The organism is Hydrogenophaga sp. Root209 (assembly GCF_001428625.1).
In the GTDB taxonomy this organism is placed as follows: domain Bacteria; phylum Pseudomonadota; class Gammaproteobacteria; order Burkholderiales; family Burkholderiaceae_C; genus Hydrogenophaga.
Map to the genome: position 1 here is coordinate 105,745 of NZ_LMIE01000006.1, position 15,099 is coordinate 120,843.

The window sequence follows — 15,099 nt, forward strand, 5'->3', positions numbered from 1 at the left end:
GTTCCTTCACCGCAGCGAGCTTCCAGGTGGGCGCCAACGCCGGTGACAACATCACCATCGGCTCGCTGGCCGACACCACCGCCGACAACCTCAGCACCGTGGCCTACGGCGAGAACACCGTGGCCGCCGTTGACCCGGACGCAGACATCACGGCCTTCGCCACCGCCGTCACCGCCAACCTGACCATCGCAGTGGGCGGCGCAACGGCCGTGGACCTCGGTGAACTCGCTGCCGCCAGTTCGGCGACCGAGCGTCTGGGCCAGGTGGTGGAAGCCATCAACCGCAAGACCAGCGACACCGGCGTGTCCGCTTTCCTGGTGGACAACGAAGACGGCACCTACGACGTCGAACTGCTGTCATCTTCCCTCGACGCCAACGGCGATCCAGAGGCTGTTGTTTTTGGTGCCGGCTTCACTGCCACCGGTACTGGCCTTGTCGTGGCCGACGGTGCTGCCATCGCTGCTGCTTCGGCCGCTGACTCCACCGGCATCTCCAACATCGACGTGACGACCGAAAAGGGTGCCTACATCGCGATGAAGAAGCTCGACGAAGCACTGGACTCGGTCAACGGCGCACGCGCCAAGCTCGGTGCCGTGCAGAGCCGCTTCGAGAACGCCGTGGCCAACATCCAGATCGGCGTGGAGAACCTCTCTGCCTCACGCGGCCGCATCATGGACGCCGACTTCGCCAAGGAAACCGCCAACCTGTCGCGCTCGCAGATCCTGCAGCAAGCCGGCACCGCCATGGTGGCCCAGGCCAACCAGGCGGTGGTGAACAACCGCCCCGCCGCCTCGGGCCTTGCGGGTTGAACACAGCGCATGCCACTGGCGTGCGCTGTGTTCAAACTGTGGAAAAGGAGCTCTTAAAGAAGGAACTGCGCTGTTGTTCACCGGCTTTTTCAAGCGATGGACAGTGGGGTGGCGCTGAAGAATATGGCATGGGCACCGGGATCACCGCCAACGTCCGGCACGCAGATGCGGCGAGGTGATCGGGGGCCCAGAGGCCACCGGCGCGTTCTGCCCAGCACCGGTCATGGCAGCCAGCCTTCGGGTTGGTGTCGAGATTGGCAGCAATGCCGGATTGCTTTTCATCCATTCTTTAGGAGTTAGTCATGACCACCATCAACACGAACGTGATGTCGATGAACGCCCAGCGCAACCTGCTGTCYTCMCAGGGTTCGCTGGCCACTTCCATGCAGCGCCTGTCTTCGGGCCTGCGTGTCAACAGCGCCAAGGACGACGCCGCCGGCCTGGCCATTGCCGAGCGCATGAACGCCCAGGTCAAGGGCCTGARCGTGGCCGCCCGCAACGCCAACGACGGCATCTCGCTGGCGCAGACCGCTGAAGGCGCACTGGGCAAAGTCGGCGACATGCTGCAGCGCATGCGCGAACTGGCCGTGCAGTCGGCCAACGCCACCAACAGCGACGACGATCGCGACGCCCTGCAGGCCGAAGTGAAACAGCTGGCCGACGAAGTCGACCGCGTCTCCAAGCAGACTTCGTTCAACGGCAAGAAGGTGCTCGACGGCTCTTTCACCGCCGCCACCTTCCAGGTGGGCGCCAACGCCGGTGACAACATCACCATCGGTTCGCTGGCCGACACCACGTCAGAGAACCTGAGCACCATCGCCTACGGCGAAGTCACTGTCGCAGCCATCGACCCCGCTGCGGCTGGCTTCACCGGTTCCGGCACCGCGATCGCCGACGGCGTCCTCGACATCACGGTGGCCGGCACCACCTACGAACTCGGCGCCCTCCCTGCGGCCGATTCGGGCACCGAGCGCATCGGCCAGGTGGTGGAAGCCATCAACCGCAAGTCCAGCGACACCGGCGTGTCTGCCTACCTCGTGGACAACGGAGACGGCACCTTCGACATGGAAATCCTGTCTTCGCGCCTGGACGCGGCAGGCGCACCCATCATTCCCACGTTCTCGGTCGGCTTCACCGCCGCCGACACCGGCTTTGCCGCACCGACCGTGGTTGCCGCCGCCACCGACCTGACCGGCATCAACTCCATCGACGTGACGACCGAGAAGGGTGCCTACATCGCGATCAAGAAGCTCGACGACGCACTTGACCAGGTCAACGGCGCACGCGCCACCCTGGGTGCCGTGCAGAGCCGCTTCGAAAACGCCGTGTCCAACATCCAGATCGGCGTGGAAAACCTCTCTGCCTCGCGCGGCCGCATCATGGACGCCGACTTTGCCAAGGAAACGGCCAACCTCTCGCGTGCCCAGATCCTGCAGCAGGCCGGCACGGCCATGGTGGCCCAGGCCAACCAGGTTCCCCAGGGCGTGCTGTCCCTGCTGCGCTGATCGGCGCGGCTCTCGCAAGCGCCACGCCTTCGGGCGGGGCAGCCCTGGGCGGTGGCGGTGGTGAACAACCACCCCGCCGCCTTGGGCCTTGCGGGGTGAACACAGCGCATGCCACCCGCGTGCGCTGTGTCCAACCCGACAAGGAGTCACCATGGCCATCTCATCACCAGGTCTTGCCAGCGGCATCGACATCAAGGGCATCGTCTCGCAACTGGTGGCCCTGGAGCGCGCTCCGCTGGTGCCGCTGCAACAACAGGCCGCCAGCTTCCAGAGCAAGCTTTCCATCTACGGCACCATCAAGTCGATGGTCGCGGGCCTGGGCGACGCCGCCGCCAAGCTCTCCGACCCCAAGGCCTGGGATCTGGTCAAGGGTGGCTCCACAGCGCCCGACAAGGTGGGCATCACGGTGGCTGCGGGCACCTCGCCCACGTCCATGAGTGTCGAAGTGCAGTCGCTGGCCAAGGCACAGTCCAACGCATCCACCGCCATCCCCATCGGGTCGACGGTGGGCAGCGGCACGCTCAACATCCAGCTCGGCAGCTGGGCCACGGGCGATTTTGTGGCTGGCAGTGGCACCGCCATCGACCTGAGCGTGACCGCCGACGACACGCTGTCCACCATCGCCAGCAAGATGAACGCGGCCAATGCAGGCATCAGCGCCACGGTGCTGCGCGATGCCTCGGGCGAACGCCTGCTGGTGCGCTCGAAGGACACCGGTGCGGACCTGGGCTTTCGCATTCAGGCCACCGACGACGATGGCGTGAACACCGATGCCGCAGGCCTTTCGCGCCTGGCGTACGACAAGGTCGCCGGGAGCTTTCATGGCATGGCGCTCAGCCAGGCCGGTGCCAACGCCCAGGCCACGGTGAACAACGTGCCCATCTCCTCGGCCAGCAACACGGTCAAGGACGCGCTGCCGGGCATCACGCTGAACCTGTCGCAGGTCACCACCACACCGGTGGAGCTCACGGTCATCAACGACAAGGAAGGCATGCGCAAGAACATCCAGGGCTTCGTCGACGCCTACAACGCCATCAACAGCATGCTGGCCACCGCCACCAAATACGACCCCGACACCAAGGTGGCCGGTTCGCTGCAGGGCGACAGCACCGCCGTGGGGTTGCAGAACGCCCTGCGCGGCATGATGCGCTCCATCACACCCGGCGGAACGTTCACCCGCCTGCTCGACATCGGCATCGAGATCAAGAACGGCGGCACGATGAGCGTCGACGCCAGCAAACTCGATACCGCGCTCTCGGATCCCACTGGACTGAAAGCCCTGTTCACCACCAAGAGCAGCAACCCCGCGTCCCAAGGGTTCGGCCTGAAGATGGACGCCTTTGCCGATGGCCTGCTGGCGGCGAACGGCCTGGTGACGGGCCGCGCGGACGCACTGAAGAATTCGGTGACGCGCAACACCAAGGAACAGGACAAGGTGGCAGACCGAGCGGCCCGCGCCGAAGTGCGTTTGCTGGCGCAGTACAACGCCATGGACGCAGCGGTGGGACGGCTCAACGGCCTGAGTGCCTTTGTGAACCAGCAGGTCACCCTGTGGAACAAGAACTCGGGATGACGCCCCACGGTGCCCGGCCAACCCGACCCTGCGCAGCCCCTGCCCGGTCGGGTTTTTCACACCTGGCGTGATGCATTGATGAGCAAGGCCCAACCATGAACAGCTCGACACCATTTCCACCGCATATCCGCGCTTTGGCGCCTACAGTCCCTTCGGTGCGTGCCGATACAGAAAGGTATCAGCCACAAGGAACCGATGCCATGTTTACCTCTGTGAATTCACGAGCCGCCTCCGCCTACAAACGCGTTTCCGCCGACACCGGCGTGAGCGCTGCCGACCCGCACCAGCTGGTGGGCATGCTGTTTGACGGTCTCATCCAGTCGCTCAACGCTGCGCGTGGCGCGATGGAGCGCGGCGAGGTCGAAGCCAAAGGTCAGGCCATCAGCAAGGCCGTGCGCATCCTCGAAGAAGGTCTCAAGGCAGGGCTGAACCTGGCGCAGGGCGGTGACCTGGCCAGGAACCTCAATGGCCTCTACGGCTTTGCCGTGCAGCGCCTGACCCTGGCCAACCTGCGCAACGACCGCGCTGCGGTGGCCGAGGTGGTGGCCTTGATCGAGCCGCTGGCCGATTCGTGGAAGCAGATCCGAGGCACCGCCGCCGCAACGCCCGCCACGGGCCCAGGGGCCTGACATGGAGCACAGTTTGTTGGACTACTACAAAGCGATCGAACGCACGAGCAGCCAGATGCTCGAGGCTGCCAAGACGGAAAACTGGGACCAGGTGGTGCGACTTGAAGGTGCCTGCGCGGTGCTGATCGCCCAGCTGCGCTACAAGTCGAAAACCGACGAGCTGGCGCCTGCGGATCGCAAGGAAAAGACAAAGATCATGCAGCGCATCCTGCGCACCGACGCCGAGATCCGCTGCCTGGCCGAGCCGTGGCTGAACGATTTGGCGCAATTGATCGACAGAAATCAGCCACAGCCCATGCATTGAACACGCGGGGAAAAACAGCGGGCAAAAAAATGGGTCCGGCGCGAAATGCCCGAACCCAGAGATGCCGCGGAACTGGCTTTGCCAGGCCGCAGGCATCGTCCCCCCACCGGGGGGAAGCCGCGTGAGCGGCGCAGGGGGGGTTCTAGACCCCCATGTTCATGATGTCTGTGTAGGCCTGAACCATGCGGTTGCGCACGTGCAGCGTGGCCTGAAACCCGACTTGCGACTTCTGCATCGCCAGCATGGTTTCCTCCAGGCTCACCTTGGGGTTGCCCAGTTGCACCTGGGTCTGCAGGCGCGAGGCTTCTTCCTGCGAGGCGCTCACGCTCTTGAGGGCGTCCTTGAAGTTGGCGGCAAAGCCTCCTTCAACACCGCTCACGCCGCCGGGGCGCTTCAGGTTGGTCTGGCCAATGCCGGTGAGCGCCTGGCTGGTCATAGGGGAGATGCGCATGTCCATGGCAGATTCCTTCCACAAAATGGGATGCCTTGATGCTAGGCGGCGAGCCTCCTGCGCGCGGCGGGAATAAGGGCACAAAGCACGGCCTTTTCATGGATATGGCGCAGGGGGTGGGGCCGAATAATCGGTTGCAACGGGATGTACATCGTCCCGAAACCGACCTTCTACCCGAGCCCTGCACCCATGAGCACCACCCTGGCACCGATAGAACTCCAGCCCGCGAGCCGCAGCGCTTTCGGCGAAGGCCTCTCGCGCATGGACCAAGCCCAGAAAATCAAGCTCGGCCTGGGCGCCCTCGCCCTGCTGGCGATTGCCCTGGCCTTCTTCTTCATGGGTCGCCAGCCCGAGTACCGTGTGCTCTACGCCAACCTGGGCGACAAGGACGGCGGTGCCGTGGTGGCGCAGCTCTCGCAGATGAACGTGCCGTACAAGTACGCTGAAGGTGGTCAGGCCATCCTGGTGCCGGCCGACAAGGTGCACGACACACGCCTGCGCCTGGCCTCGCAAGGTTTGCCCAAGGGTTCGGTCACCGGCTTCGAGCAGATGGAAGCCAACCGCTTCGGCATGACCCAGTTCCAGGAGCGCCTGACCTTCCAGCGCGGACTCGAAGGCGAGCTCACCCGTTCCATCCAGTCGCTCTCGTCCGTGCAGAGCGCACGCATCCACCTGGCCCTGCCCAACCAGAACGGCTTCTTCCGCGAACAGCAAAAGCCCAGCGCTTCGGTGCTGCTCACGCTGCACCCGGGCCGCACGCTCGACCGCGCCCAGGTGGCCGGCATCGTGCACCTGGTGGCCTCCAGCGTGCCCGAGATGAACCCCAAGGCGGTGAGCGTGGTGGACGACGCCGGCAGCCTGCTCTCGGCCCCGGCCGACGCGCAAGCCCAGGGTGCCGACACGCAGAAGCTGCAGTACACCCAGCAGATCGAACAGCTCTACACCCGCCGCATCATGGACATGCTGGAGCCTCTGGTGGGCCGCAACAACGTGAAGGCGCAGGTCAGCGCCGACGTGGACTTCTCAATGGTCGAGTCCACCAGCGAACAGCACAAGCCCAACCAGAGCCCGGACACCAGCGCGGTGCGCAGCCAGCAGACGGTGGAAGACGGCGCCGCCGCCAGCGCCACCCCCTCGGGCGTGCCCGGTGCGGTGAGCAACCAGCCCCCCGTCACGGGCACCGCGCCCGTCAATGGCGCCGCCGCTCCGGTGGGCGTGACCGGCCAGGGCACCGACAAACCGGGCACGATGCGCCGCGAGTCGGTGGTGAACTACGAGGTGGACAAGACGGTCAAGGTGGTGCGCGAATCCAGCGGCCAGATCAGGCGCCTGAGCGCTGCGGTCGTGATCAACCACCGCACCACGATCGACAAGGCGGGCAAGGAAACCACCGTGGCCATTCCGCCCGCGCAGCTGGAGCAGATGACCGCCCTGGTGCGCGAGACCATCGGCTTCAGCAAGGACCGTGGAGATTCGGTGAACGTGGTCAACGCGCCCTTCAATGTGGAGAAGACCAGCGAAGTGAGCGAGCCCGCCTGGTGGCAGCAGCCCGACAACCAGGAATTCCTGCGCGGCCTGGCCTGGCCGATCGGCATGGTGGGCCTGGGTCTGCTGGTGCTCATGGGCATGGTGCGGCCCGGCCTCAAGCTGATCAAGACACCCGTGCGCCGCCAGCAGACCGAGCTGCAGCCGCTCAACGCCATGCTCAACGAAGCCCCCGAGCGCCCTGGCCTGCCCATGCCCAGCAACGAACCGACCGCCGAAACCCAGCGCATCGCCGACGCGAAGCGTCTGGCGTTGGAAAACCCCATGGCCGTGGCGAACATCGTCAAGGGCTGGGTCAACGGTGAATCCCCCGCCTGAGCGCGACGGCCAGCATCAACCCCGATACCTCACAGAGACACGCACATGGAAGACCAGGGAATCCAGGACGCCGCCATCTTTCTCATGTCGATCGGCGAGGAAGAGGCGGCCGAGGTGTTCAAGCACCTCAGCCCGAAAGAAGTGCAGAAACTCGGCGAGACCATCGCCAAGACGCGCTCGGTCTCGCACGAGCGCGTGGACCAGGTGATGCAGAAGTTCACCGGTGCCGCCGCCTCGCAGAGCCTGCTGGTGTCCGACACCGACAACTACGTGCGCGCCGTGCTCAAGCGCGCGCTGGGCGACGACAAGGCCGCGCTGCTGATCGACCGCATCCTGCAGGGTGGCGACGTCTCGGGCATCGAGAGCCTGAAATGGATGGACCCGGCGTCGATTGCCGAACTGCTGCGCAACGAACACCCCCAGATCGTGGCCGCCATCCTGGTCCATCTCGAATCGGACCAGACCGCCGGCGTGCTCAAGAACTTCACCGAACGCACCCGCAATGAAGTGATGCTGCGCATCGCCACGCTCGAAGGCATTCAGCCCACGGCCCTGAAAGACCTCAACGAGGTGCTGTTCAAGGTGCTCGCCGGTGGCGACAAGATCCGCAAAACCTCGATGGGTGGCGTGAAGACCGCCGCCGAGATCATCAACATGATGGGCACCCAGATCGAGACCTCGGTGATCGATTCGATCCGCGAGTTCGACGCCGAACTCGCGCAGAAGATCATGGACAAGATGTTCGTGTTCGAAGACCTGCTCAAGCTCGACGGCAAGTCCGTGCAGATGGTGCTGAAGGAAGTGGCCACCGATGCGCTGGTGGTCTCGCTCAAGGGCGCCACCAACGAACTGCGCGAACTGGTGCTGGCCAACATGTCCACCCGCGCCGCCGAAGCGCTGCGCGAAGACCTCGAATCGCGCGGCCCGATGCGCCTGTCGGAAGTGGAGATGCAGCAGAAGGAAATCCTGAAGATCGTGCGCCGCCTCTCCGACGAGGGCCAGATCATGATCGGTGGTGGTGGTGAAGACGAAGCATTCGTATGACCTGGATGGGTAACTGACCATGGCTTCCAAACCCAATCCCCATTCCCGCTTCATTCCACGCGAAGAGATCGAAGGCGTGGCCGCCTGGCATTTCTCGGCCGTGGACGGCAGCGATGAGCATCCGCAAACGCCCGGCCCCGAGAAGAGCGAAGGCGTGACGAGTGAAGTCTTGCAGGAGGCCCGTCAGCAGGCGTATGCCGAGGGCTTTGAACGCGGTCATGAAGCCGGCGGCCACGAAGTGCGCGATGCGCTCGAAGCCACGGTGCGCAAGACCGCCGAAGAGACCGCGGTGCGCATGGCGCAGCTGCTGCACAACACCAAAGACCACCTGAAGAAAAGCGAGGAGAAGATCTCGCGCCACATTCTTGAACTGGCTTGCGACCTGGCCCGCCAGGTGGTGCGCCAGGCCATCACCAGCGACCCGCAGCACTTGAAGCCGGTGATCGAAGAGGCCCTGACGCAACTGGTCGACGACGGCCTGCCCGCCACGGTGCGCATGAACCCGGGCGACCTCGCGCTCATGAAGGGCGTGCTGCAGGAAACGCTCAACAGCCCGCTGCCCGAGTTCGTGGCCGACGCGCAGATCAGCCCCGGTGGCTGCCTGATCGAGTCGGCCACCTCGGCGGTGGACGCCACGATCGAAAAACGCTGGTCGCGCGCCGTGGGCAACCTCGGCATGAACGTGGCCTGGAACCCAGATGCATAAAGAGACACCCCCGCCGCGCTGCGCGCGACCCCCTCAAGGGGGCGTCGCCTGCCGTCCGGCAAAGCCGGCCCGGCGGCAACTCTGGGTTGGACCACCGTCCGCGAGGAACTTGGCATGAACGACAGCACCTTTGGTACCGAGAGCCGCTGGGGCAATTTCATGGACGATGTGCGGGTGAACGCCAGCGTGGAAACACCGCTGGAGGTGCGCGGCACGCTCACCCGCCTGGCCGGTCTGGTGCTGGAGGCCGTGGGCCTGAAGGTGCCGGTGGGCTCGCAATGCCTGATCGGCAACGGCAACCGTGAACCGGTGCTGGCCGAGGTGGTGGGTTTCTCCAACGACCGCGCCTTTCTCATGCCCGCGGGCGACACGCACGGCCTCTCCAGCGGCGCGAGCGTGACACCGCTGGCACCCTACCGCACCGTGCCACGCGTTGGCCATGCCAACAAACCACCGTCCCCCGACGACCGTGGCACGCTGCGCCTGCCGCTGGGCAAGGGCCTGCTGGGCCGCGTGGTCGACTCGCACGGCAACCCGATGGACCACCAGGGTCCGATCACCGACGTGGACATCGAGCCGATGGACCGCGCACCGCTCAACGCCATGGACCGCGACCCGGTGCGCCAGCCGCTGGACACCGGCGTGCGCGCGATCAACGCCCTGCTCACCGTGGGCCGCGGCCAGCGCATTGGCCTGTTCGCCGGCTCCGGCGTGGGCAAGAGCGTGCTGCTGGGCATGATGGCGCGCTACACCAAGGCCGACGTGATCGTGGTCGGCCTGATCGGCGAACGCGGCCGCGAGGTGAAGGAATTCATTGAAGACATCCTGGGTGTGGAGGGCCGCAAGCGCTCGGTGGTGGTGGCGGCTCCGGCCGATGCACCGCCGCTGGTGCGCATGCAGGGCGCGGCCTATGCCACGGCGATTGCCGAGCGCTTTCGCGACGACGGGCTCGATGTGCTGCTGCTCATGGACTCGCTCACCCGCTACGCCATGGCACAGCGCGAGATCGCGTTGGCCATTGGCGAGCCCCCCGCCACCAAAGGCTACCCGCCGTCGTGCTTTGCCAAGCTGCCACAGCTGGTGGAGCGCAGCGGCAACGGCCTGAACGGCGTGGGTTCTATCACCGCCTTCTACACCGTGCTCTCCGAGGGCGACGACCAGCAGGACCCGATTGCCGATGCGGCGCGCGCCATCCTGGACGGGCACATCGTGTTGTCCCGCTCGCTGGCCGAGTCGGGCCACTTCCCGGCCATCGACGTGGAGGCCTCGGCCTCGCGCGTGATGCACAACGTGGCAGGGGCCGTGCACCTGGAGCTCGCCCGCAAGTTCCGCGGCGTGTACTCGCGCTACATCAAGAGCCGCGACCTGATCCAGCTCGGCGCCTACGTGCCCGGCAGCGATCCGGAGACCGACCGCGCCATCGTGCTTTACCCGGCGCTGCAGCGCTTCCTGATGCAGGACATGAACGAAGCCGCCACCCTGCCTGAAAGCCTGCAGCAGCTGCAAACCGCCCTGCAGGAAGACCGGGCCGGCAACACGCAACGCCAGTCCCGACCCCATCACAACCCCTATGAAGGCAAGCAGGCATGACCACGATCCAGACGCTCAACAAGGTCGTTGAAATCGCCGAGAAGCGCCGCGACGAGGCGCTGGGTGCGCTGGGCCAGATGCAGCGCGAGCTGCTCCAGGCACAGGACCAGATGGACCAGCTGCAGGCCTACGCCCAGGAGGCCGAGCAACGCTGGAGTGCTCGCAGCAGCGTCGGTGTCGACATGGCGCTGCTGATGCACCACCGCCAGTTCATGGCCAAGATCGACCACGCGCTGGACTTTCAGCGCGGCGTGCTGCGCGAGCGCATGGAGCTCATCGAACGCGCCCAGGGGCATGTGCACGTGTGCGAACGCGACGTGGCCGGATTGCGCAAATTCACCGAACGCAAGCAGATGGCGGTGCAGCACCGCGTGCAGCGCCAGGACCAGAAAAACACCGACGAGATGGCCCTGACCATCCACCTGCGCCAGAGCCTGGCCCGGGCCCAACAGGAAGGCCTTCACACATGAGCACCACCGTGAACAACACCGCCCCCAAGCCGGTGGAGGCCAACGCCAGACCGGCCCAGGCCGGCGCGCGCGCGCAGGACCGCAAGCCCGAGAGCGGCGACATCTTTTCCAGCCTGCTCAGCCTGCTGACCAACACCCAGTTGCTGCCCGATGCCGCCACCGCTTCCAGCGCAGCGCCGGACGACAACACCACCCGCGACAAGGATGCACGGGACGGCCCCGAGAACCCGTTGACCGCGCTCATGAGCTGGGGTCTGCCCGTCGCGGCTGACGTGGCCTTGGGCACCAAGGCCGGGGCCCAGGGTGCGGAAGGCAACATCGGCCGGCCCGGCGCCGCCAGCGGTGGCGCGGACGCACTGTCCACCGAGGGCAAGGTCGACATCACGGACATGACGCCGGTGGAGCCCACCCCCGTGGACATCGCCCCCAAGGGATCGGTGGCCCTGCCGGCCAACGCCGTGCGCCCGGGCGCCCCGTTTGCACCCACGGCGCGCGCGGCCGACGCAACCCACAGCAGCGTGGCGGGAACGCAGTGGCGCCATGCCTCACTGGCCAGCACCGAAACCCAGGCGATTCAGCAAGCCGCACACCCGGCATCGCAGGTGCGCAGCACCGTGGCGCTGAACGAGCGCTTCGGCGTGGCGCCGGGCGTGCCGCTGGCCACCACCGACCTGCGCGACGCCAACACCGAAGGTTTCAGCCTGCCGACATCGGGCGGTGCCGGCAGCCGCTCCCCGGATGCGGCCACGGCCCTGCCAGGTGCGGCGTCGGGCGAAGGCGCCACGGGTTCGGACAGCGCCGGTTCGGACGCCAGCGCTTTCGACCAGACCGATGGACAAGCCGACAACCCGTTTGCCGAGGCCAACGCCGGCGAAGAGCCCACCGTGACCCACTGGGGCACCCAGCACCTGCGCCACGCCAGCCTGCGCGTGGGCGGCGAAGCGGGTGAACAAGCCATCGACATCCAGCTCTCGATGAAGGGCCAGGAGGTGCAGGTGGAGTTCAAGACCGACAGCGCTGAGGCACGCGCCTCGCTGCGCGAGAACGCGGGCGAGTCGCTGGGCGACCTGCTGGGCAAGAGCGGCATCCAGCTCGGCGGCGTGTCGGTAGGCGCGCACGGCCAGCAGGGTGCACGGGGTGATGAGGCATCGACGCGGCAGAACGGGGTGCGGGGGGTGGCTCAGACCAGCCAGACGCCAGCAGCCGCACCGTCCCGTGCGGCACATGCCAGCCCCAGAGCCGACGGCAGCCAGCCGTTGGACGTGTTCGCCTGAACGCCTTCACTGGCGCCCCCACGCTCCGCCGCTGCGCGGGTCGCTGCCCCCCGAGGGGGCTGTTTCGCCTTGGGGCGGCCCGGCGGCGAAWCSWKGCCCCCACGCTCCGCCGCTGCGCGGGTCGCTGCCCCCCAAGGGGGCTGTTTCGCCTTGGGGCGGCCCGGCGGCGAAACGCTTAATAAGCGCCTTTTCAGGCGCTTATCCGGCGACCGGCACCCGGGCCCCCGCCCAATAATTCTTCAAACCCCACACGTTTTCCCTGTGTGACGCCCTCCTCCCAGCGAGGGCACCTTGAAGGATGCCCATGTCTGCTGCCGCTGCCACCTCTGCCACCGCCACCGCTGCTCCCGCCGCGAAGCCGAAGAAAAGCAAGAAGCTGCTGTTCATCATCGTGGGCGTGGTGTTGCTGGCGCTGATCGGTGCCGGTGCCGCCCTCTTCATCATGAAGAAGAACGCCGCCGCCGCGGACGACGAGTACGCGGACGATGAACCCGAGGCCACCCACCAGGCCAAGGACCCCAAACACGCACCGGTGTTCCTGCCATTGGAGAACATGGTGGTCAACCTGGCCGACCCCGGTGGCACACGCTTTATCCAGCTGGGCCTGACGCTGCAACTGCAGGACGCCAAGACCGAAGCCGACGTGAAGACCTACATGCCCAGCATCCGCAGCGACATCCTGTTGCTGATCTCGCAGCGCACCGCCGACGAGATGCTGCAGGTGCAGGGCAAGGCCAAGCTGGCCAACGACATCATCGCGGCGATCTCCAAGGAAATGGGCTACGTGGTGGCCGGGCACGACGCCGACGAGGTCGAAGGCGCGGTGAAAAAGAAAAAGAGGAAGGCCGCTGCGCCACCGAACCCCGTGCAGGCGGTGCTGTTCTCCAGCCTCATCGTTCAGTAACCGGCACGAACCACCATGGCTGACGCATTTCTGTCCCAGGAAGAGATTGACGCCCTGCTTGAAGGCGTCACGGGCGAGAGCCAGAAGCTCGCCAAGGAAGACGTGCCCACCGGCGGTGTGCGCGACTACAACCTGCAGAGTCAGGAGCGCATCGTGCGTGGGCGCATGCCCACCATGGAGATCGTCAACGAACGTTTCTCGCGCAACCTGCGTCTGGGCCTCTTCAACTTCATTCGCCGCAGCCCCGAGATCTCGGTGGGTGCCGTGCAGGTGCAGAAGTACAGCGCCTTCCTGCGCGAACTCGTGGTGCCGACCAACTTCAACATCATGGCCATCCGCCCGCTGCGCGGCAACGGCCTGGTGGTGTGCGAGCCCACCTTGCTGTTCGGCGTGATCGACAGCCTTTTTGGCGGCAACGGCAAGTTCCACACCCGCATCGAAGGCCGCGACTTCTCGCCCACCGAACAGCGCGTGATCAACCGCCTCGTGGACGTGGTGGCCGAGGAATACAAGAAGGCCTGGCGCGGCGTGTACCCGATCGAGCTGGCCTACCAGCGCTCGGAGATGCAGCCCCAGTTCGCCACCATCGCCACGCCCAGCGAAATCGTGGTCTCCACCAGCTTCACGCTGGAGATCGGCGACATCACCGGCTCACTGCACATCTGCATGCCCTACGCCACGCTGGAGCCGATCCGCGATGTGCTGTATTCCAGCGTGCAGGGCGACGCCATCGAGGTCGACCGCCGCTGGGTCAAGCTGCTGAGCCACGAGATCCAGGCCGCCGAGGTGACCATGGTCGCCGAGCTGGCACAGACGGACGCCACGGTGGAGCAACTGCTCGCCATGCAGATCGGCGACTTCATCGAACTCGACCGCAACCCCACCATCCAGGCCCATGTGGATGGGGTGCCGATTTTCGAGGGCCAATACGGCACCCACAAGGGCAAATACGCACTTCGCGTGGAGCGCAATCTGCGCGGAATCGATACGAACTGGCTCGGAGAAAACCATGTCCACTGACACCCCTTCGCAAGAATCCATTGCCGACGACTGGGCGCAAGCCCTGGAAGAGCAGTCAAGCACCAGCGGTGGCGCCAATGACGGCCCGCACGTGTTCGAGTCCAACGCCACGCCCATCCCCTCGGGCGCGGCCGGCGGCAACCCGATGCACGACATCCAGATGGTGCTGGACATCCCGGTGCAGCTCTCGGTGGAACTCGGCCGCACCCGCGTGCCGATCAAGTACATCCTGCAGCTCGCGCAGGGCTCCATCGTCGAGCTCGATGCGCTCGCCGGGGAACCCATGGACGTGCTGGTCAACGGCTACCTGATCGCCCAGGGCGAGGTGGTGGTGGTGAACGACAAGTTCGGCATCCGCCTGACGGACATCGTGACACCTTCGGAACGCATGCGCAGAGTTAGCAGGACGTGACCGCAGGTCACGTCACCCCCCGCGCCGCCTTCGGCGTCACCCCCCTGGCAAGGGGGCGATGCCTGAGGCCCGGCAAAGCCGGTTCCTCGGCATCCCTGGCCTGAAACCTTTCACTCGAAGACCCCTTCCCATGTTGCAAAACGCGATGCCCGCGCTGCTGTTGCTTGCCCTGATGGTGGGCATGGCCTTCGCCCTGAAGTGGGCGCGCCGCCGTCTGCCGGGTATTGCCGGCCACAGCGGCCCGGCACTGCGCGTGCTCTCCAGCCTGTCGCTGGGCCCGCAGCAACGCGTGGTCACGGTGCAGGTGGGTGACGGCGCCGACCGCATCTGCCTGGTGCTGGGCGTTGCCTCGGGCAGCGTGACCGCGCTGCACCAGATGCCGCTGCCGGCCGATCTGCCCGCCGTGCCGGTGGATCCCGCTGCACCCGCCACCGGCTTTGCAGCACGCCTCTCACAACTCATGAAGGCCCCGAATGCGTGAACCGGCCCCCCCCCTCCGCGCTTCGCGCGACCCCCTGCAGGGGGCGGTGCCTGCGGCCCGGCAA

The 15,099-nt window shown here is 66.1% G+C and carries 16 protein-coding genes; 15 read left to right on the top strand and 1 reads right to left on the bottom strand.

Going from position 1 to position 15,099, the window contains the following annotated elements; all coding sequences use genetic code 11:
• The 5 genes from ASE11_RS07025 to ASE11_RS07045 all read left to right on the top strand — a co-directional run.
• Positions 1–809, top strand: an 809-nt coding sequence (locus tag ASE11_RS07025) for a flagellin (protein ID WP_268766274.1), incomplete at its 5' end; no start/stop codon positions are given.
• A 302-nt stretch (positions 810–1,111) separates the two neighbouring features.
• A complete protein-coding gene (locus ASE11_RS07030) occupies positions 1,112–2,314 on the top strand; it encodes a flagellin (RefSeq protein ID WP_056268601.1) in 1,203 nt (400 codons plus the stop codon).
• 151 nt (positions 2,315–2,465) lie between these two features.
• Positions 2,466–3,887, top strand: a complete 1,422-nt coding sequence (fliD, locus tag ASE11_RS07035; RefSeq protein WP_056268603.1) for a flagellar filament capping protein FliD — start codon at positions 2,466–2,468, stop codon at positions 3,885–3,887.
• A 200-nt stretch (positions 3,888–4,087) separates the two neighbouring features.
• Positions 4,088–4,516 carry a flagellar export chaperone FliS gene (fliS, locus tag ASE11_RS07040; protein ID WP_056268605.1) on the top strand — a complete coding sequence of 143 codons (429 nt, stop codon included), beginning with the start codon at positions 4,088–4,090 and terminating at the stop codon, positions 4,514–4,516.
• A 1-nt stretch (position 4,517) separates the two neighbouring features.
• On the top strand, positions 4,518–4,820 hold the full coding sequence (locus tag ASE11_RS07045) for a flagellar protein FliT (RefSeq protein ID WP_056268608.1): 303 nt from the start codon (positions 4,518–4,520) through the stop codon (positions 4,818–4,820).
• A gap of 142 nt (positions 4,821–4,962) precedes the next feature.
• Here the strand turns inward: ASE11_RS07045 and fliE are convergent, their stop codons facing one another.
• Entirely contained in the window at positions 4,963–5,277 is a 315-nt protein-coding gene (fliE, locus tag ASE11_RS07050) for a flagellar hook-basal body complex protein FliE (RefSeq protein WP_056268611.1), read from the bottom strand.
• Positions 5,278–5,460: 183 nt separating this feature from the next.
• Between fliE and fliF the strand changes: the two genes are divergently transcribed.
• The 10 genes from fliF (at position 5,461) to ASE11_RS07100 (ending at position 15,035) form a co-directional block, all read left to right on the top strand.
• Positions 5,461–7,134 (top strand): flagellar basal-body MS-ring/collar protein FliF, encoded by a 1,674-nt coding sequence (fliF, locus tag ASE11_RS07055; protein ID WP_056268790.1) that lies wholly within the window; start codon positions 5,461–5,463, stop codon positions 7,132–7,134.
• Positions 7,135–7,179: 45 nt separating this feature from the next.
• Positions 7,180–8,178: a flagellar motor switch protein FliG gene (fliG, locus tag ASE11_RS07060; RefSeq protein WP_056268614.1), complete on the top strand. Its 999-nt coding sequence runs from the start codon at positions 7,180–7,182 to the stop codon at positions 8,176–8,178.
• A gap of 19 nt (positions 8,179–8,197) precedes the next feature.
• Positions 8,198–8,884 (top strand): FliH/SctL family protein, encoded by a 687-nt coding sequence (locus tag ASE11_RS07065; protein WP_056268617.1) that lies wholly within the window; start codon positions 8,198–8,200, stop codon positions 8,882–8,884.
• A 159-nt stretch (positions 8,885–9,043) separates the two neighbouring features.
• A complete protein-coding gene (fliI, locus tag ASE11_RS07070; RefSeq protein WP_056268792.1) occupies positions 9,044–10,474 on the top strand; it encodes a flagellar protein export ATPase FliI in 1,431 nt (476 codons plus the stop codon).
• Entirely contained in the window at positions 10,471–10,944 is a 474-nt protein-coding gene (fliJ, locus tag ASE11_RS07075) for a flagellar export protein FliJ (protein ID WP_056268620.1), read from the top strand. The genes fliI and fliJ overlap by 4 nt, the downstream gene beginning before the upstream one ends.
• Positions 10,941–12,218, top strand: a complete 1,278-nt coding sequence (locus ASE11_RS07080; RefSeq protein WP_056268623.1) for a flagellar hook-length control protein FliK — start codon at positions 10,941–10,943, stop codon at positions 12,216–12,218. Before fliJ ends, ASE11_RS07080 begins: the two co-directional genes overlap by 4 nt.
• A gap of 304 nt (positions 12,219–12,522) precedes the next feature.
• Positions 12,523–13,122 (top strand): flagellar basal body-associated FliL family protein, encoded by a 600-nt coding sequence (locus tag ASE11_RS07085; RefSeq protein WP_056268626.1) that lies wholly within the window; start codon positions 12,523–12,525, stop codon positions 13,120–13,122.
• Between the two features lie 15 nt (positions 13,123–13,137).
• A complete protein-coding gene (gene fliM, locus ASE11_RS07090; protein WP_056268629.1) occupies positions 13,138–14,142 on the top strand; it encodes a flagellar motor switch protein FliM in 1,005 nt (334 codons plus the stop codon).
• A complete protein-coding gene (gene fliN, locus ASE11_RS07095) occupies positions 14,132–14,554 on the top strand; it encodes a flagellar motor switch protein FliN (protein WP_056268632.1) in 423 nt (140 codons plus the stop codon). The genes fliM and fliN overlap by 11 nt, the downstream gene beginning before the upstream one ends.
• A 130-nt stretch (positions 14,555–14,684) precedes the next feature.
• Positions 14,685–15,035: a FliO/MopB family protein gene (locus ASE11_RS07100; protein ID WP_056268635.1), complete on the top strand. Its 351-nt coding sequence runs from the start codon at positions 14,685–14,687 to the stop codon at positions 15,033–15,035.
• The last annotated feature ends 64 nt before the right edge of the window (positions 15,036–15,099 follow it).